19 protein-coding genes are annotated in these 19888 nt (G+C 30.8%); 15 read left to right on the plus strand and 4 right to left on the minus strand.

The annotated features are described in order from the left end of the window. The first annotated feature begins 229 nt into the window (after positions 1-229). The 3 genes from K8Z87_RS08625 (at position 230) to K8Z87_RS08635 (ending at position 4040) form a co-directional block, all read left to right on the plus strand. Positions 230-1126, plus strand: coding sequence for a FecR family protein (locus tag K8Z87_RS08625; protein WP_227477101.1), 897 nt, complete (start codon positions 230-232; stop codon positions 1124-1126). Between the two features lie 82 nt (positions 1127-1208). Further along, entirely contained in the window at positions 1209-3431 is a 2223-nt protein-coding gene (locus K8Z87_RS08630; RefSeq protein WP_227477102.1) for a TonB-dependent receptor plug domain-containing protein, read from the plus strand. Positions 3432-3497: 66 nt separating this feature from the next. Further along, on the plus strand, positions 3498-4040 hold the full coding sequence (locus tag K8Z87_RS08635; RefSeq protein ID WP_227477103.1) for a YfiT family bacillithiol transferase: 543 nt from the start codon (positions 3498-3500) through the stop codon (positions 4038-4040). 3 nt (positions 4041-4043) lie between these two features. Here the strand turns inward: K8Z87_RS08635 and argS are convergent, their stop codons facing one another. Then, positions 4044-5822 (minus strand): arginine--tRNA ligase, encoded by a 1779-nt coding sequence (gene argS / locus K8Z87_RS08640; RefSeq protein WP_227477104.1) that lies wholly within the window; start codon positions 5820-5822, stop codon positions 4044-4046. A 510-nt stretch (positions 5823-6332) separates the two neighbouring features. Between argS and K8Z87_RS08645 the strand changes: the two genes are divergently transcribed. After that, complete coding sequence (locus tag K8Z87_RS08645; RefSeq protein WP_227477105.1) at positions 6333-8354, plus strand: tetratricopeptide repeat-containing sensor histidine kinase; 2022 nt, start codon at positions 6333-6335, stop codon at positions 8352-8354. Between the two features lie 11 nt (positions 8355-8365). Here the strand turns inward: K8Z87_RS08645 and ctlX are convergent, their stop codons facing one another. Further along, positions 8366-9298: a citrulline utilization hydrolase CtlX gene (ctlX, locus tag K8Z87_RS08650; RefSeq protein WP_227477106.1), complete on the minus strand. Its 933-nt coding sequence runs from the start codon at positions 9296-9298 to the stop codon at positions 8366-8368. Positions 9299-9417: 119 nt separating this feature from the next. Between ctlX and K8Z87_RS08655 the strand changes: the two genes are divergently transcribed. From K8Z87_RS08655 to K8Z87_RS08665, 3 genes are all read left to right on the plus strand, one after another. Beyond that, complete coding sequence (locus K8Z87_RS08655; RefSeq protein ID WP_227477107.1) at positions 9418-9924, plus strand: hypothetical protein; 507 nt, start codon at positions 9418-9420, stop codon at positions 9922-9924. Between the two features lie 31 nt (positions 9925-9955). Continuing rightward, complete coding sequence (locus tag K8Z87_RS08660; protein WP_227477108.1) at positions 9956-11689, plus strand: M14 family metallopeptidase; 1734 nt, start codon at positions 9956-9958, stop codon at positions 11687-11689. A 143-nt stretch (positions 11690-11832) separates the two neighbouring features. Continuing rightward, on the plus strand, positions 11833-12444 hold the full coding sequence (locus tag K8Z87_RS08665) for a class I SAM-dependent methyltransferase (RefSeq protein ID WP_227477109.1): 612 nt from the start codon (positions 11833-11835) through the stop codon (positions 12442-12444). On the opposite strand, the gene K8Z87_RS08670 is transcribed toward K8Z87_RS08665, so the two are convergent. Continuing rightward, positions 12428-13009: an NUDIX hydrolase gene (locus K8Z87_RS08670; RefSeq protein WP_227477110.1), complete on the minus strand. Its 582-nt coding sequence runs from the start codon at positions 13007-13009 to the stop codon at positions 12428-12430. The genes K8Z87_RS08665 and K8Z87_RS08670 overlap by 17 nt on opposite strands. A 117-nt stretch (positions 13010-13126) precedes the next feature. On the opposite strand from K8Z87_RS08670, the gene pyrE reads away from it, so the two are divergent. Further along, the gene (gene pyrE, locus K8Z87_RS08675) at positions 13127-13771 is read left to right on the plus strand and encodes an orotate phosphoribosyltransferase (protein WP_227477111.1); all 645 of its coding nucleotides are present in this window, start codon (positions 13127-13129) and stop codon (positions 13769-13771) included. An 87-nt stretch (positions 13772-13858) separates the two neighbouring features. Next, a complete protein-coding gene (locus tag K8Z87_RS08680; protein ID WP_227477112.1) occupies positions 13859-14254 on the plus strand; it encodes an SRPBCC family protein in 396 nt (131 codons plus the stop codon). On the opposite strand, the gene K8Z87_RS08685 is transcribed toward K8Z87_RS08680, so the two are convergent. Further along, on the minus strand, positions 14251-14982 hold the full coding sequence (locus K8Z87_RS08685) for a biotin--[acetyl-CoA-carboxylase] ligase (protein WP_227477113.1): 732 nt from the start codon (positions 14980-14982) through the stop codon (positions 14251-14253). The genes K8Z87_RS08680 and K8Z87_RS08685 overlap by 4 nt on opposite strands. Positions 14983-15077: 95 nt before the next feature. On the opposite strand from K8Z87_RS08685, the gene rsfS reads away from it, so the two are divergent. From rsfS to K8Z87_RS08715, 6 genes are all read left to right on the plus strand, one after another. Next, positions 15078-15449: a ribosome silencing factor gene (rsfS, locus tag K8Z87_RS08690; RefSeq protein WP_227477114.1), complete on the plus strand. Its 372-nt coding sequence runs from the start codon at positions 15078-15080 to the stop codon at positions 15447-15449. 33 nt (positions 15450-15482) lie between these two features. After that, complete coding sequence (gene ftsH / locus K8Z87_RS08695; RefSeq protein ID WP_227477115.1) at positions 15483-17426, plus strand: ATP-dependent zinc metalloprotease FtsH; 1944 nt, start codon at positions 15483-15485, stop codon at positions 17424-17426. Positions 17427-17542: 116 nt separating this feature from the next. After that, positions 17543-18151, plus strand: coding sequence for an LUD domain-containing protein (locus tag K8Z87_RS08700; protein WP_227477116.1), 609 nt, complete (start codon positions 17543-17545; stop codon positions 18149-18151). Further along, positions 18152-18973 (plus strand): phosphatidate cytidylyltransferase, encoded by an 822-nt coding sequence (locus K8Z87_RS08705; protein ID WP_227477117.1) that lies wholly within the window; start codon positions 18152-18154, stop codon positions 18971-18973. Beyond that, on the plus strand, positions 18963-19616 hold the full coding sequence (locus K8Z87_RS08710) for a phosphatidylserine decarboxylase family protein (protein WP_227477118.1): 654 nt from the start codon (positions 18963-18965) through the stop codon (positions 19614-19616). The genes K8Z87_RS08705 and K8Z87_RS08710 overlap by 11 nt, the downstream gene beginning before the upstream one ends. Then, positions 19613-19882, plus strand: coding sequence for an acyl-CoA-binding protein (locus K8Z87_RS08715; RefSeq protein WP_227477119.1), 270 nt, complete (start codon positions 19613-19615; stop codon positions 19880-19882). The genes K8Z87_RS08710 and K8Z87_RS08715 overlap by 4 nt, the downstream gene beginning before the upstream one ends. The last annotated feature ends 6 nt before the right edge of the window (positions 19883-19888 follow it).

Below are 19888 nucleotides of genomic sequence, written 5' to 3' on the forward strand. Positions count from 1 at the left end.
GGTGTTAGGTGTTAGGTGTTAGGTGTTAGGTGTTAGGTGTTAGGTGTTAGGTGTTAGGTGTTAGGTGTTAGGTGTTAGGTGTTAGGTGTTAGGTGAAATTAAATTTTAAACTATTTCTTTTTCACTAATCCCTTATAACTTATCCCTCTTTTCTTACCCTTATCAACTTTTCAATTAAAAAGGTAGGAGTTTTTAAATCTAACATGTTATATAGATAATTAATAGAATAATGAATAAAGAAGACTTAATAGAAAAATGGTTAGATCATAATCTCAATCCTGAAGAGCAAAAAGCCTTTGAGGCTTTAGATGATTATAAAGATTTAATACAAATGTCTCAATCACTTGAAGGCTTTAAAGCTCCTTCTTTTGATAGTTCAATAGCTTACGATACTATTAAAAACCAATTAAACGTTAAGCAAAAAACCAACACACCTTGGTTAAAACCATTACTTAGAATTGCTGCGATTTTACTTATAGGATTTAGCATTTATTACTACACCAATAATTTAGATACCAAAATACAAACTATAGCTTCTCAACAAATAGCTATTGATTTACCTGACGCGTCTACTGTAAATTTAAATGCTGCTTCTGTTTTAGCATTTAACAAAAACAAATGGTCAGATAATAGAGTGGTTTCTCTACAAGGTGAAGCCTATTTTAAAGTAGCTAAAGGCTCTAAGTTTGATGTTGAAACTGCTGACGGTATTGTTTCTGTTTTAGGGACACAATTTAATGTAAAACAAAGAGATAATTATTTCGAAGTAACATGTTTTGAAGGCTCTGTCGCTGTAAATTATAACGGTAATACTACCAAATTAAAACCAGGACAAAAATTTGCATATATAGATGGGAAACTAATTGTTAATGAAAAAGAAAATAAATTACAACCTAGCTGGATGCATAATGAAAGTACTTTTACCAGTCGTCCATTGAAGTTTGTAATTAACGAATTAGAGCGTCAATACAATATTACTGTAGATGCTTCCTCTGTAGATAACAAACAATTATTCTCTGGTAGTTTTGCGCACAAAGATTTAGATTTGGCATTAAAATCTATTACCTTACCTCTAGGTTTAACGTACATAAAAACGAATACAACTATTATATTAAAAGGTGAATAGCTTAAAAAAAAGTATTTTAATTTTCTTTTTTTTTAATCTGTCGCTTCTAAGCTTTTCACAAGTTGAAGACGGCAATATTCCCTTGAGTAAAATTCTTGAAACATTAGAGCAGCGTTATAATGTTCGGTTTTCTTATGCTGATAAGTCAATTACTGATATTACACTAAAAATACCTAATGCTGACTTAAGTTTAGAAGGCGCATTAAACTACTTAAGAAATAAAACCCAATTAATTTTTAATGCTTTAGATTCTAGGTTTATCTCTGTTGAAAAGCGTCAAGAAAAAGTAAACCCAAACGATTACACTTTACAGCGTTTAGATGAAATTATTATTCAGAATTATTTAACTAAAGGTTTAGCTAAATCTATAAATGGAACTATAGAAATTGCACCGCAAGATTTTGAAATATTACCTGGCTTAATTGAACCCGATATTCTTCAAACCATACAAAGTTTACCTGGGATTACTAGTGCAGACGAATTGATTTCTAATATTAATATTAGAGGCGGCACTAATGATCAAAACCTTGTTTTGTATGAAGGTATTAGAATGTACCAAACTGGCCATTTTTTTGGTTTAATTTCTGCTTTTAATCCGTATTTAATTGATAAAGTTACTATTACAAAAAATGGAACGAATGCAAAATATGGTTCTGGTATTTCTAGCTTAATAAGTATAGAAAATTCTAATGAAATAGATAAAAACTATAAAGCCGGATTAGGGGCTAATTTGTTAAGTGTTGATGGTTTTACTAAAATTCAGTTTTCTAAAAAAACAGAATTACAATTATCTGCACGTCGATCATTTACGGATCTAATATCATCACCAACTTACGATGCATATCTCGATCGTATTTTTAGAGATTCTGAACTCAATGCAACTTCAAACCCAAGAGCAAAACAAGATGAACGGTTTTTCTTTTATGATATTAATGCTAAATTTCTATATGATATTGATAAAGACTCTAAACTAAGATTTAACATCATTAATATATTTAATCGTCTAGACTACAATCAAGAGTTTAGTAATAGAGGTAATTTACCTCAACAAACTATAAGTCAATTAGATCAATCGAGTTATGCTGCTAGCATTGCTTACAATAAAAAATGGTCTAAATCCACTGAAACCAATACTCAAATCTATTTTTCTAAATATAACCTTGATGCGTTTAGTGAAAATAGTATTGCAGATCAACAGTTATTACAAGAAAATAAAGTTGAAGATATAGGCATTCGTTTTGATCTCTTAAAAGCTGTAGATAAAAATATTAATCTCAACTCTGGATATCAATATAATGAAATCGGAGTTTCTAATTTAGAAGATGTCTCTAATCCTAGATTTCGAAGTTTTATTAAAGAAGTTGTTAGAACCCATGCGCTATATAGTGAAGCTGAATTTACTTCAAACTCAAAAAACACATACGGACGTATAGGCTTAAGAGGTAATTATTTTGAAAATTTTGGAGATTTTATTTTTGAACCACGTCTAGCTTTTAATCAAAAATTTTTAGATCATTTTAGATTGGAAATTCTTGCAGAGACTAAAAGCCAAACCATTACACAGATTATAGATTTACAACAAGATTTCTTTGGTATAGAAAAACGACGATGGCAATTATCTAATGATGATACTGTTCCTGTTATCAAAAGCGATCAGCTATCTGTAGGTTTAAACTATAGCAATAAAGGTTGGCTAATTAATGTTGAAGCTTATATAAAAAATGTCGATGGTATTACGACGCGTAGTCAAGGGTTTCAGAATCAATTTCAATTTGTTAATTCTACCGGAAACTATCAAGCTAAAGGTTTTGATTTATTAGTAAACAAAAAGTTTAATAGTCTTAGTACATGGCTAAGCTATTCTTACAGCGAGAATGATTACGAATTTGAAGATTTAAATAACGGTAATACATTTCCAAATAATATAGACTTAACGCATATCATTAATGCATCATTAGCCTATACCATTAATGATTTTAAACTAGCAGCTAGTGTTAACTGGCGCACAGGAAAGCCTTTTACTTCTCCTCAAGAAAATCAAGACACATCTATTGATCGTATATTGTATAATGCTCCAAATAGTGAGCGACTCCCAGATTATTTACGTACTGACATATCAGCAACTTATACTTTTAAATTTAGCGAAACTATAAATGCAGAAGTTGGAGCTTCTATATGGAACCTATTAAATAAAGAAAATATTATTAATCGATTTTTTACTTTAGATGACACAGATACTATAATTCAGAACGACAATACTGCTTTAGACTTTACAACTAATTTTAGTTTTAGGCTAAATTTTTAAAACCCAAATGACACAAGTCTTTTATTCGTTTTATCTGTACTTTTGGTGTATAAAATTATACGCTTAATGACAACTCAAGAACTCTACAAATTAAAATATCCTATAGGCGAATTTGAACTGCCAAAAACGATAACTTCTAACTTATTAGAAACATGGATTACAGATATTGAAACACTTCCGCAATCTCTTAAAACCCTAACAAAAAGCTTAACTGAAACTGAATTAAATTACTCATATCGCCCAGAAGGCTGGACGATAAAGCAAGTGACACATCACTATGCAGATAGCCATATGAATAGTATTATTCGGTTTAAATGGGCATTAACAGAAAACACACCTACAATTAAATTTTACCACGAAGACCGTTGGGCTCAACTTATCGATTACAGTGCTTCTATTGATAGTTCGCTTTCAATTATAAAAGGTATTCATGCAAAATTGGGAATTCTATTACGAAATCTAACTTCAGAGGATTTAAAACGAGAATTTATTCATCCAGAACACAACAAGCATTTTTCTCTAGAAGAAACTATTGGAGTTTACGCTTGGCATAGTAATCATCATTTAGCGCATATAGAACAAGCCTTGCGATATAAAGGCGAATTTTAAAACTTACATACGCTCTGGCACAGCAATACCTAAAACACTAAATGCATTTTTAATGGTTGTAGCCACAGCGCTAGATAAAGTTACTCTAAACATTTTTTCTTGGTCTGTATCTGCACCAAGAATAGACACATTCTGGTAAAACGAATTAAAATCTTTTACCAAATCGTAAGTGTAATTAGCAACTAATGCCGGACTATGTTGCACTGCTGCATTTTGAATAATTTCTGGGAACAACTCTAATTGTTTAAGCAACTGTTTTTCTTTATCATGCAATTTCAATCCTGAAAAATCAACAGATTTATCTGAAGTCACTTTTCTTAAAATCGATTGTATTCTTGCGTAAGTATATTGTATAAATGGCCCTGTATTACCTTGAAAATCTATAGATTCTTTAGGGTCAAATAAAATACGTTTTTTAGGATCTACTTTTAAAATATAATATTTAAGAGCTCCTAAACCTATGGTTTTGTATAGTGTTTTTCGTTCGTTTTCTGAGTAATCTTCAAGCTTACCCAATTCATTAGAAATAGCTTCAGCGGTATGCGCCATGTCTTCAATTAAATCATCAGCATCAACTACAGTACCTTCTCTACTCTTCATTTTGCCGCTTGGTAAATCTACCATACCATAACTTAAATGAAATAGATTTTTAGCCCAATCGAATCCCAATTTTTTCAAGATTAAGAACAAAACTTTAAAATGATAATCTTGCTCGTTACCAACAGTATATACCATACCTCCAACATCGGGATAATCCTTAATACGTTGTATAGCTGTACCAATATCTTGCGTCATGTAAACTGCAGTGCCATCACTACGTAATACAATTTTTTCGTCTAGTCCGTCTTCTGTTAAATCACACCATACCGAACCATCATCTTTCTTAAAAAATGCATCTGACTTTAAGCCTTGAGCTACAAACTCTTTTCCTAATAAATACGTGTTACTCTCGTAATATAGTTTATCAAAATCTACACCTATATTTTTATAAGTTACATCAAAACCATCATAAACCCAACTATTCATTAACGTCCATAAGGCAACTGTATCTTTATCTCCAGCTTCCCAGTTTCTAAGCATTTGTTGTGCTTCAATTAAAATTGGAGCATTCTTTTTTGCATCATCTTCAGATTGACCTTCAGACATTAAACCCGCAATTTCTTTTTTATATTCTTGGTCAAACTTTACATAATAATTTCCAACCAACTTATCACCTTTCAACCCAGTAGACTCTGGTGTTTCTCCATTACCGTAACGTTTCCAAGCTAACATACTTTTGCAAATATGTATACCTCTATCGTTAACTATTTGTGTTTTATATACGTTTTGCCCAGAAGCTTTAATAATTTCGGATACACTATAACCTAAAAGCACATTACGCACATGGCCTAAATGCAAAGGTTTATTTGTGTTTGGCGAAGAATATTCTACCATTACAGCTTTGCTACTCGTTTTAGGTTTAGAAAAACCGTAATCGTTTTTAGCTTTAATAGTATTAAAGAAATTAATATAATAGCTATCATCAATTTCTATATTTAAAAAGCCTTTAACCACATTAAATGCTTTAACCTCATCAACATGATTTACCAGATACTGACCTACTTGCTCACCTATAACTACAGGATTTCCTTTAACTACACGTAACATAGGAAAAACAACTACGGTAATATCTCCAGCAAATTCTTTACGTGTTGCTTGAAACTCTACCGATTGTAGTTCTGCCTGAAATAACGATTTTATAGCCGCTTTAACGTGTAATTCTATAGTATTTTGAAGATGCATTTAGCCTTAAATCTTTACATTAATAAACGGCTGCAAAGATAGAGTTTTTATTGTTTATCTTCTGGCTTATGAAAAATGAAAAACAAACTTATTATTTCAATTAATTTTTAGCATAAAATGACACTTAATTTAAAGAAAGTTTAAAGCTGCTAAACAACTCAATCACATATAATTTAATGTATTGATTATCAATAATATAAAAGCAATATGCATTTCGTCGATGAAAGTGTATTTCTGCCGATATTTTTACCTTTAATCGATACGTCTTTTTTTTCACAATTTTCATCGTTCATTTTGTCTGATTTTTTAGCATTAAATCCCATAAATTAGCAAATGCAATTACATTTAACCATTTTTGGTTTGCTATTAATTAACGTCCCAAACGTTTATGACGCTTGTAAACCAAACATTAACACTGTTGTTTATGTTTTGCGTGAACTTACTTTTACAATCCCTCTCAGAAAGTTGGAATCACCTCAACTCTAAACTACGCAGTAATACTATTGCCCAATGAAGCAATTGATAACATATGCTGCTTGTTTACTATCATTATTGACTTTTGCTCAGAATGCAAAAATCGATAGTCTTACTGTTAGGCTTGCATATCAAAATCAAGATTCTACCAAAATAGAGACTTCACTGTTGCTTATAAACGAATTCTATCTCATTAAGGATTACGAAAAGGCGTTATTATTTATAGATCAAACCACTGAATTATCTAAAACTTTAAATAATAATAGAGGACTTGCTGAAAGCAATTACTTAAAAGCATTAATTTATAGTGAGAAAGATGAAAATGCTAATGCCATAAATAACTTTAATGCAGCAAAAACTTATTTTCAACAGATTAGAGACACTCTAGGTATTGCCAAAGTAAATAACAACTTGGGACTTATTGACATAAAGCGTGGTAATTACGAAAAAGGACTACAGAACTCACTTTCTGCCATCTCAATTTTTGAAAAAAGAGGTTTAAACACCGAACTCAGTAAAGCTTACAATAATTTAGCAGAAGCTTATTTCAATACCAGTAATTTTGACAAAGCATTAGAGTATAACAGAAAAGCACTTATTGTTAGGGAAGAAATTGAAGATAAACAAGGCATTAAACAATCTTTAAAAAATATAGGAATACTTTACGCCTTAAAAAATGAACACCGTCGTGCTATAGATAATTTTGAACGTGTTTTAGTTCTTTTAGATTCTGAAGATAAAGATTTGCGTGGTGAGATTACTCCTATTTTAGGTGCTGAGTATCTAGAAGTTTCTCAACTCGATAAAGCTGGAAGATATATTGCAGAAGGTCTTCGTTTTAACAGAAGACAAAAGAATGATTTAGGAGTTTTAATTTCTCTTAATGCTGCTGGTGACTTAAATATTAGACGTAAAAAAGTAAAATTAGCACTCACGCAATTAAATGAAGCGTATAATATTGCTAATAAATTAAACCATAAAACGCATCTCTTAAAAAATTTAAAACTACATGTTAAGTTAGATTCTTCTAGAGGGTTTTATCAAAATGCATTTTTTTGGCAAAATAAATATTACGATCTTAAAACAGAGATTGATAAAGAAACCGTTGCAAAACAATTAGCTATTAATAATAAACCTGAAGCTAACACTTCTTCATCTAAAACTAGTATAATAATACCAGAAACCGCAGAACCTAAACCTTCAAAATCTAATACACTACTTATATATGGATTAATAGCAGGTTTAATTTTTACTATTGCGTTGTTAACTTTTAGTTATTTAAAAGGCTCAAAAGATGGTAAATCTGTAAAAGAATTGAGTTCTAGTAATACTAAATTGTTAGCTCAAAATCAACAGTTAGAAGAAGTAAACCAAGTTAAAGACAAACTCTTTTCTATTGTTTCTCACGATTTAAAAGATTCTATTTCTTCTATAAAAGCATTTTTAGATTTACTAAAAGATGATGGTATTACAAAAGAAGAGTTTAATCAGTTAATCCCAGAATTAAGTGAAAATGCTAATAATGCTTCATCATTATTATTTAACTTATTAAACTGGTCTAAGTCTCAAATGCAAAATTTAGAGCCAAAACCAGAATTATTTAATATTCAGGAAGTCTTTCATATTAAAATGTCTCTAGTAGAGAAAAAGGTAGAAGACAAAGGCATTCTTTTAATTGATGAATCTAAACGCGATTTTGTTTATGCCGATCGCAGCATGTTAGAAATTGTAATTCAAAACTTAATTACTAATGCTGTTAAGTTTACTGGCAAAGGAGATGTTATAACGGTATCCAATCAAGATTACAATGGCAAAGTACTTATCAGTGTTGAAGATACCGGTATTGGCATTTCTGAAGAGAATATTAAAAAATTATTTAACGCTAAAAAGAATTTTACTACTATTGGTACCGAAAATGAAAAAGGTACTGGCTTAGGCTTAACGATCTGTAAAGATTTAGTCGAACTTAACAAAGGTCGTATATGGGTAGAAAGCACTCCAAATATCGGCAGTAAATTCTTTATTGAATTACCTAAAGCTGCTTTAACTAATGTTTAGTAACTAGTTAATTAAGTTTTTGGCAAAAACACTTCAGCCATCATACAACGTGCACTTCCACCTCCACATGTTTCTATAATTTCTAAAGAACTCGATATAATAGAACAGCTTTTTTGAATTTCATTGATCTGAGATGGTGTTAAACTATTGTGGGCAGCTTTACTCATAACTAAATAACGCTTATCATTCTCGCCTCTTAACTGCAACATATTTCCAGCAAATTGATGCATTTGCGCTTCTGTAATAGAGATAATAGTTTTTCCATCTTGCTTTAAATGCTTCACAACATTTTTACGTTCTTTTTTATCATCGATAGAATCTAAGCATATCACTGCAAATGTTTCTGCCAAACACATCATAACATTTGTATGGTATATAGCCAAACGTTTTCCATCTACAGTTTGGTTGGCTGTGAAAATTACAGGCGTATATTCAAAATCTTCACAAAACTCAATAAATAATTCTTCATCCGAACGTGCTGATAATGCACAATACGCTTTACGATTAACACGATCTAAAAGCAAACTTCCTGTACCTTCTAAAAAAACACCTTCAGATTCAGCGTCTGTATAATCTATAATATTCTCTATTTTAAACCCTTCTTCTTCTAATCTTAAAAACACATCTTCCCTACGTTCACGTCTACGACTTTTAGCAAACATCGGATAGATTGCTATATCACCACTACTGTGAAAACTCACCCAATTATTCGGAAAAACAGAATCAGTAGCATTTAATGAAACATCATCGTTCTCTACAATAACATTAATACCAACTGCTCGCAGTTTTTCAACAAAACCATCAAACTCTTTTTGCGCTCTTCTATTTATTTCGGCATCATCTAAATCTAGTTCTTTTTGAAAATAATTATTAATCGCTGTTTCTTTGTTTGTCCTAAAATTTTCTGGACGAATCATTAAAATAGTATTTGTAATCTGTTGCATCTATTCAATTTGTTATTCGCTACAACAAATTTAACTGTTTTAAGTATTAAAAAATCATTAACAATACGCAATTAAGCCATTAGAATGATTAATTTTATAGCACTATAAATAATTAAGTTATGAAAACCACAAAATTCCACCAATTATGTAACGCATATGGTAATGCTCAAAATAATTTTGAAACCTATAAAACGGATTGTCACATTCTATCTATGGAAATAGTAAAAGAATTAAAAAGCTACTATGAAGTACCTGACACACAATTTTCACTATATAAAATTAACGATCAAAATGGTTTTGAATTAGTAACTCCTGCTTTAATTCATGCCATTTCTATAAAACAAGATTATTTTTGGCATTTTGGTATTGGTTTAACAGTATGCAAATCTCCCGAAACACTTCCTGAAGAATTAATTTTGATACATCTTAAATTTAGAAAAGATGAAGAAAACAGAAACTTTATTCAATACGCTTATGCTGATAAAGAATTTGAAATTGTAAAAGGAAATTCAGAATCTTATCATCCGTTTTTTAATTTTCTATTTGATGAAATTATAAATTCATATGATGCGCAATTACAAAAGTTTGTTGGAGAAAAAACAGAACGAAAACTAGGTTACGTATAATAAATTAATTCCGCCAAAACAGCCCTTTTCAATGCGATATTTATATCTATTTTTTGTTTCTATCTCTTTCTTTAGTTGTAATACTTCTAGTCATAATATCGATTTTACTACTGTTTTTGAAAAAAGCAAAGGTTTAGAGACAGCGACCTATCAAGAAACCATTCAATATTATACCGACTTAGCCGAAATATATTCTGAGATTTCAATACAGGCAATTGGTGAAACCGATTCTGGTAAACCTTTACATATTGTAACGCTAAGTCCGACTTTAGATTTCGATTTTAAAACGCTAAGGAAAGATAATCGTATACTTCTTATTAATAATGGTATACATCCTGGAGAATCTGATGGTATTGATGCTACAATGATGCTTTTTAGAGATATTGTTCACGGTAAAATTGAAGCACCAAAGCAAACTGTTTTGGTTACTATCCCTATCTATAATGTTGGCGGAAGTTTAAATCGAAATTCTACAACACGTACCAACCAAAACGGACCTAAGTCTTATGGTTTTAGAGGTAATGCTCGTAATTACGATTTAAACAGAGATTTTATAAAAGCAGACACAAAAAATGCAAGGACTTTTGCTCAGATTTTTCATTTAGTACAACCTGATGTTTTTATTGATAATCACGTAAGTAATGGTGCCGATTATCAATACACGTTAACGCATTTGTTTACACAACACAACAAATTAGGAGGAGAACTTGGCGAATTTCTTCATACAACAATGATGCCTCAACTCGAGCAAAAACTAGAAGAGAAGTCTTGGGATATTACTCCTTATGTTAATGTATTTAATAGTGTACCAGAACGTGGTTTCTCTCAATTTATGGATTCTCCACGTTATTCTACAGGATATACCACTTTGTTCAATACACTCGGTATGATGGTTGAAACGCATATGCTAAAACCATACAAGTTGAGAGTTGAAGGTACTTATGAATTAATGAAAAGTATAATTGAAATCACTGAAGATAAAGGAGATGAAATCACAAAACTAAGACAAGCGCAATTTAATAATTTAGCAGCGCGCAAAACTTACCCATTACAATGGATTGTAGATACAACCTTATCTTCAACATTAAATTTTAAAGGCTTTGAAGGCAATAGAATTCCTAGCGAATTAACAGGTGGCAATCGTCTAAAGTATGATCCTTCAAAACCATTTACTAAACCTGTTAATTATAGAAATTATTTTAAGTCTAGTTTAGAAGTTGAAATTCCTTCTGCATATATTATTCCTCAAGGATTTCATCATGTTATAGAGTTATTAAAACTAAATAATGTAGAATTTACTCAACTTAAAAATGACAGTACGATTACTGTAGAGTCTTATAAGATTTCTAAATATGATACAAGACGCTCTGCATATGAAGGTCACTATTTGCATTATAATACAGAAGTAAGTGCTACATCTGAACCCTTAACATTTAGAACAGGTGATTATATTGTTAGTACAAATCAACGCGCATTACGTTACTTACTTGAAACCTTAGAGCCTCAAGCTCCTGATTCCTTTTTTAATTGGAACTTTTTTGACACCATTTTACAGCAAAAAGAAGGTTTTTCGCCTTATGTATGGGAAGATAAAGCAAAAGCCATTTTAGCTACAAACCCAAAACTTCAAATAGATTTTAATCTTAAAAAAACTTATGACGAAGCGTTCGCTAAAAATTGGTATGCACAACTCGATTGGTTACATAAACAATCAACTCATTACGAAAAAGCACATTTGCAGTATCCTGTTTATAGGATTAAATAAGGTGTATGTATAACTTTTTAAAGCAAATTATTAATAACGTTTTTCCAAAACAGTTCATAGCAAAGCATAAAACTAAACTTAGAAAAGTAGTTGCTGTTTTTTATAAAGGCTCTGAGTATAGTTGTAATATATGCGAGTTTAAAATGCGGAAGTTTATAACATCTAAAAATGGATTAATGATTTGCCCTAAATGCGGAAGTCTATCAAGAACAAGACAACTCTGGGAAGTAATAAACACAGAAATTAAAAATAAAGTCGTTCTACACTTCTCACCAACCTTAGCTTTAAAACACAAATTAGAACAAAGTGATGCTTCTAATTATGTAAGTACTGACTACCAAGGTGAATTTGAAGCAGACAAAACATTAAACATTGAAGCTATTGACGAGCCTGATGCGTCCTTTGATATTGCAATATGTTATCATGTCTTAGAGCATGTTAATAACGATATAAAAGCCATGTCTGAGTTATATCGTATTTTAAAACCTAATGGTATTTGTTACATACAAACTCCTTTTAAAGACGGTGATATTTATGAAGACACCACAATTATAAAACCTGAAGATCGATTACAACATTTTGGTCAAGAAGATCATGTTAGAGTCTATTCCATTAAAGGTTTAAAATCTCGATTAGAATCCGTAGGTTTTACGGTTAAATTAAAAAACACAGGCTATGAAACAGGTAATACATTTGGTTTTTCTGAAGAGGAAACTATAATTATAGCAACAAAACCTTTTAAACTAAAAGCTTAATATTAGCATAACTGTTTTTCATAGCTTTTTTCGTTTTTTTCTTACCTAACCATTTTACCTTAGTTATACCTTCATTAATCTGAGGATATAAATCCCCTTCAAATGTAGATTGCATTTCAAACCAATACGTAATCTTTAATTTATAACGTTCATTTCGTTTAAATATATGATAAGTTGTTGGCAAAGGTTTTATAATAGATAAGCCATTAACTCCTGTTTCTTCTTGAACCTCACGCATTGCGGTCTCTTCTATACTTTCATTAGCTTCGGCCTTACCTTTAGGTAAATCCCACTTGTCATTTCTATAAATAAATAAAATTTTTCCTTCCTTATTAAAAACCTTACCGCCACCTGCAATAACATTAGGTAATTTTTTTAAAAAACGCTTTAATAATTTATTAGGGTTTTTACCAACTAAATAAACAGCTTTAACATCTGTAGTATTTAACAAACGAATAACCTTAGTGAGGTCTACAGATTTTAATAAAAAAACTTTAAAATCTGTTTCTTTATTAACCGAAGTTGTTAAAATTATAGGTTTATCACCTACAAAAATAGTATACATAGTTGTTTACCGTTTTTACTTTTAAGTTTTGTAAATGTATTCTTTTTTCTTGTATTTAATTTTAAATTAATTTAAAATTAAAATAATAAAACTTTTAAAAATCATTAATTTTGCTGCATGATTTTTAATAAAGAAACCGCTAAAAAAACCGCCGAAGTTCTACTTCAAATCAATGCTATTAAATTACAACCAAATGACCCTTTTACTTGGGCTTCTGGTTGGAAATCGCCTATATATTGCGACAATCGTATTGTATTATCATACCCTCTTATTCGTAATTATGTAAGAGAAACTATGGCAAAACATATTGAAAAACACTATGGAAAACCAGATGTTATTGCTGGTGTAGCTACAGGAGCTATTGGTATTGGAGCATTAGTTGCTGAGTATTTAAATCTACCCTTTGTATATGTGCGTCCTGAAGCAAAAAAACATGGTCGTCAAAACCAAATTGAAGGCTATATAGAAAAAGGGCAAACCGTTGTTGTTGTCGAAGATTTAATTAGCACTGGTAAAAGTAGTCTTAATGCGGTAAGAGCATTAAAAGAAGCTGAAGTTAATGTTAAAGGTATGGTTGCTATTTTTTCTTATGGTTTTGATGTAGCTGATAAAAATTTTAAAGATGAAGCTGTAGAATTATATACTTTAGGAAATTATGAAAACCTTTTAGAACAGGCTTTAGATACCAATTACATTACTGCGAAACAACAAGACATTTTAACACTTTGGAATGCCAATCCTAGTGAATGGAACGCTAATTGATATAAAAATTAAAAAATGTTAGTTATATCTTCTTTTTACGATTAAAGAGTAAGAAAGGACATAACTGAAAAATAAGCTCATAAAGACATGAATTTAGAATCTCCTAAAATAACATTAGAAAAATCTGCAACAGAAGCATTTAACTTCTTATCAGATGTGCAAAATTTTAAAAAACTAATGCCTGAAAACATCAGTAAATTTGAAGTATTAGGAGAAGATAAATTTTTATTTGCTTTAAAAGGCATGCCAGAGATTATACTTAAGAAAAAAGAAGTTACACCATATAGCAAAATTGTTTTAGGAGCAGCCGGAGGAAAGTTAGATTTTTCATTAATTGGTAATATTTCAGAGATTGAAACTAACCAAAGCACTGTTCAATTAACTTTTGAAGGAGATTTTAACCCTATGATGTCTATGATGATAAAAGGACCTATTGGTAAATTTATAGAAACTCTCGTCACTAATATGAAGACGGCTATTTAATATTCTAGACTTACTTCTTTTAAATCAAAAGCTTTTATAATATTGTCTTCTAGAAGGATTTGAAGTTTTCCTTCTTCAGAAACTCCTTTGATATAACCAATAAATTGAGTTTCATTTAAAGCTTTAAATGTTGAAGGTTTATTTATTCTAAACATAAGCGACTCATATTCTTCTGAAATATCTTTAAAGCTTAAACTTTCTAATTTTCTAAAATAAAATTCAAGCTGCTTTAAAAGCAGACTCATTACTTCATCTTTATTATATACAACACCTGTTAATAAATGCAATGAAGATGCTTTAGGTAAATTGTTGAAAAATTTCTGATTTATATTTAAGCCAATCCCAACTATTGAACCTTGTAATTTGTTGTTTTTAATAACATTCTCTATTAAAACACCAGATATTTTTTTGTTAGCTGACAAAATGTCGTTAGGCCATTTTATACTTAGTTTAGGTATATTAAGGATTTCTAATGTTTTTATAATTGCTAATGCTACAACTTTACTTATATAAAATTGTTGCTCTACCTTTAAAAAGGAAACCTCTTTAAATAGGCTAAGTGTTAGGTTTTTAGAAGTTTCTGATTGCCAATGCGCTCCCATTTGTCCACGCCCTTTAGTTTGTTCTTCAGCGACAACCACAGTAAAATCTTTAGGCACTTTTTTAACACTAATAGCTTTTAAATAAGCATTAGTAGAATCAATGGCATTAAGTTTGATTATATGCATAATGACAATGTCAATTATTTTATAGATTTCTTATGACAAATAGCGTCTGCAAGAACTAAAAAAATAATAACTTTGCATAAATTTAAATGAATTTAATGACTAAAGGAAATAGCAGTGCTGACCAACTGATTGCTAACATTTTAACAGGCATAGAAGAGGTTAAAGGAAAAGAGATTACTATATTAGATTTAAGAGCGCTAGAAAATACTGTTTGTGACTATTTTATAATATGTGAAGGTACATCTAATACTCAAGTTAATGCTATAGTCAATTCCATACAAAAACAAGTTAGCAAAACCATTAAAGATAAACCTTGGCATATCGAAGGCACCGATAATGCTGAATGGGTACTAATGGATTATGTCAATGTCGTTGTGCATGTTTTTCAAAAACATATTAGAGAGTATTATGATATTGAAAGCCTTTGGGGAGATGCAAAAACGACTGAAATAGAAACAAGTTACTAAACATAAAAAGATTACCGTTTTCGCGGCAACAAGATGGCAAAAGACAATAAAAATTTAAATAAGAAACCAAAAATAAGCCCTTACTGGATTTATGGTATTGTTATCGTTGTATTTCTAGGAATACAATTTTTTGGAGGCAGTGCTTTTCAAAATTCAAAAGAAATTAAAAACTCTGACTTTATCTCTTATTTGGAGAATGGAGATGTTAAAGAGGTTATAATAATTAGTAACACTAAAACAGCTAAAGTATATTTAACCAAGGAAGCTTTAGAGTCTGCTACACATAAAAAAGCTAAACCTACAGGTTTTATAGCTTCGGGTGGTGCACCAAATTACACAGTAAAGTTTGGAGATCTTCAAAACTTTGAAAATAGAATAGACACCATTATTCAAAGTAAAAACCTAGATACAACTCGTGATGCCGATCTAGAAAGTAATGCCTTTGGTGAAATACTAATGTCATTACTTCCTTTTGTTATAATCATAGGAGTTTGGATATTTATAATGCGTCGTATGTCTTCTGGCGGTGGCGGTGGCGGAGCTGGAGGACAGCTTTTTAATATCGGAAAATCTAAAGCTAAGCTCTTTGATGAAAATACAGATACAAAAACGTCTTTTAAAGATGTTGCTGGTTTAGAAGGTGCTAAAGAAGAAGTACAAGAGATTGTAGATTTTTTAAAATTCCCTGAAAAATACACTGCCTTAGGAGGGAAAATTCCTAAAGGAGCACTTTTAGTTGGTCCTCCTGGTACAGGTAAAACTTTATTAGCTAAAGCTGTTGCAGGTGAAGCTAAGGTACCTTTCTTCTCATTATCTGGTTCAGATTTTGTTGAAATGTTTGTTGGTGTTGGTGCTTCTCGTGTACGCGACTTGTTTAAACAAGCTAAAGAAAAATCACCTTCAATTATATTTATTGATGAGATCGATGCTATAGGACGCGCAAGAGGTAAAAATAATTTTTCTGGTTCTAATGATGAACGTGAAAACACGTTAAACCAGTTACTAACTGAAATGGATGGGTTTGGCACAAATACAAATGTTATTGTATTAGCAGCTACAAATAGAGCCGATGTTTTAGATAGTGCATTAATGCGTGCTGGGCGTTTTGATCGTCAAATATATGTTGATCTTCCAGATGTTCGGGAACGTAAAGAAATTTTTGAGGTTCACTTACGTCCACTTAAAAAAGAAGAAACTTTAGATATCGATTTCTTAGCCAAACAAACTCCTGGATTTTCAGGTGCAGATATTGCAAATGTTTGTAATGAAGCTGCATTAATTGCTGCCCGTAATGGTAAGAAAGCTGTTAACAAACAAGATTTCTTAGATGCTGTTGACCGTATTGTTGGAGGTTTAGAGAAAAAGAATAAAATTATTACACCAGACGAAAAACGTGCTGTTGCATTCCATGAAGCTGGCCATGCTACTGTAAGTTGGATGCTTGAACACGCTGCACCACTTGTAAAAGTAACTATTGTACCTAGAGGTCAATCTTTAGGAGCTGCATGGTATTTACCAGAAGAACGTCTTATTGTTAGGCCAGAACAAATGCTTGACGAGATGTGCGCTACTATGGGTGGACGTGCTGCTGAAAAAGTGATTTTTAATAAAATTTCTACAGGTGCATTAAGTGATTTAGAAAAAGTAACCAAACAAGCTCGTGCTATGGTTACAGTTTATGGACTTAGTGATAAAATTGGAAACCTAACTTATTACGATTCTTCTGGGCAATCTAATAATGGTTTTACTAAACCCTATAGTGAAGAAACTGCTGTACTTATAGATAAAGAAATTTCAGATATAATTGAGACTCAATATCAACGAGCTATTAAACTTCTTGAAGAGAATAAAGACAAGCTTACTGAATTAGCAGAAGTTTTATTAGACAAAGAAGTTATTTTTAAAGATAACCTCGAAAAAATCTTTGGAAAGCGCCCTTTTGAGAAACAAACTATAATTTCTGAAGAAGAAGAATAAAGTAGAAGTCAAAATATATTAGTTTATCGAAAAAACTTAAATTAACATGATGTTAATTTAAGTTTTTTTATATTTGATAACATCTTATAATTGATAGAATTAATAGCAACTACTGAATGAGCTTATTTAGAAGAATCTTTGGATCAAAATCAGAAAGTCCCAAAGACCATATTCCTAATCAAGAGCGAGGCAAATATATGCCTGAAATTAAACTGCCTGTAGATGAAAGATTTACTATCAATTTTAAAGCCAATGGTGGTAAGTTTTTGTATTGTGAGAATATAGAAGAGATATATAATTCTTTAGAAAATATACTGATTGAAAACGAATGGCAAGATAAGCAGGTGTTTTTATTAGACGATCGTTTAAATAAATTGTTTGAAGGCTTCCAATTTAAAGCGACAAAAAGCACTACGGAAAGCACTTATTTTTTTACCACTTGCGAGCACCTCATCTCTGATGATGGTTCTTTACTCATCTCATCTCATCAGATAGCAGAAAAAAAACTTAAAGAGCTCCCTGACAACTTTATTGTATATGCAACAACTAGTCAATTGGTTGAAAATATAGGTGAAGGTTTAAAAGGCATAAAAAATAATAATAAATCTAAAATCCCCACAAATATTACTACCATAAAACACTTTAAAACTGCTGCTGACAAAGATTTTTTAAGTTATGGCAGTAGTTCTAAAAACCTATACTTACTTCTATTAGAAGACTTATAAATGAAGGAATTTGCTACCAGAGCCATTTCGGGTATTTTATACATTATCTTACTTATTGCTTCAATGTATTGGCAAAATGCACTATTAGTTTTACTCGCTCTATTTGGTATAATCAGTCTTGCAGAATTTAGTAAACTTATTCATTTAAAATCATTTATTCAGTACATTATTTTTATCTGCTTATATTTTGGCTTTTGGTATTGGTGTATGAAATACAATAGTATTCAAGGTACAAATGAAGCCATTCAAATTTTATTAGTCATTACCGTATTTGTAAATCTATTTTTAATTAAAGATTTATTTGTAGAGACTAAAATTCCATTATTTGAATCTAAACGCTATATCGCAACTACTTTTTATTTGTCTAGTAGCTTTATATTTATGATTCTTATAGCCAATTACCTTAATACGTTTACGCCACTTTTACTTTTAGGTTCATTTATATTGGTATGGGTAAATGATAGTTTTGCTTATTTGGTAGGTAAAAACTTTGGTAATCAGAAGTTATTCTCAAGTATATCTCCAAAAAAAACAGTTGAAGGCTTTCTTGGTGGTTTATTTTTTGCTTGTGTTTCTAGTTACTTTATTGCCGAATATACAGAAACTTTGGGTTTTACAAGTTGGCTAATTTTAGCGATTATAATTAGTGTATTTGGCACCTTAGGAGATTTAATAGAATCTAAATTTAAACGCCAAGCTAAAGTTAAAGATAGTGGTGTAATAATGCCAGGTCATGGAGGTCTTTTAGACCGCTTAGATAGTATTATATTTGCAGCACCATTTATTTATTTATTTTTAAGAATTTTAAGCTATGTTTCATAAAGAAGGTCATAAAATTATACTAATAACTTTATTCATCGTTGTTGGTGCAATCTTTGCTATTGATGAATTTATAGCAATAGAGTGGCTTCGTAAAAGTTTAATGTTATTAATTATAGTATTCTTTATCTTAATCTTACAGTTCTTTAGAAACCCTAAACGGCATACACATGCCAATGAGGAACACGCATTATCTCCTGTAGACGGAAAAGTTGTTGTCATTGAAGAAGTTTTTGAGAAAGAGGTGTTTAATGATAAACGCATACAAGTTTCAGTATTTATGTCACCACTAAATGTGCACGTAACTCGTTACCCAATAAGTGGCAGAGTGAGCTTTAGCAAGTATCATCCTGGAAAATATTTAGTAGCATGGCATCCTAAAGCTAGTGAAGAAAACGAACGCACTACAGTTGTTGTAGAAAATGAAAAATTTGGAAAAGTCTTATATAGACAAATAGCTGGTGCATTAGCTAAACGTATAGTCAACTATGCTAAAGTAAATAGTTCTGCTAAACAAGGTAATGATTCTGGTTTTATAAAATTTGGTTCTAGAGTAGATTTATTTTTACCTTTAGATGCAGATATTAAAGTGTCATTAAACCAAAAGGTAAAAGGCGGAGAATCTGTGATTGCAGAAATGAAATGAACCCAAAAAACGAATTAGACATAGAGTTTGAAGCTGCTGTAAAGCGTGTCAATGATTATATAGAACCTTTTCCAGCTGATTTTTTATTGCGTTTATATGCCTTCTACAAAAAAGCTACTAATGACTATAGTAGACCAAACAGTAAAAAACCTATAATTAATGCATTTAAAACAAATGCTCTCTTTCAGGTTAAAGATATCTCGCAAGATGAAGCCAAACAAGAGTACATTGATTTGGTAAATAACTATTTTTTGTATAGAAAATAATACGTT

Source organism: Winogradskyella immobilis, assembly GCF_021887715.1.
GTDB classification, from domain to species: domain Bacteria; phylum Bacteroidota; class Bacteroidia; order Flavobacteriales; family Flavobacteriaceae; genus Winogradskyella; species Winogradskyella immobilis.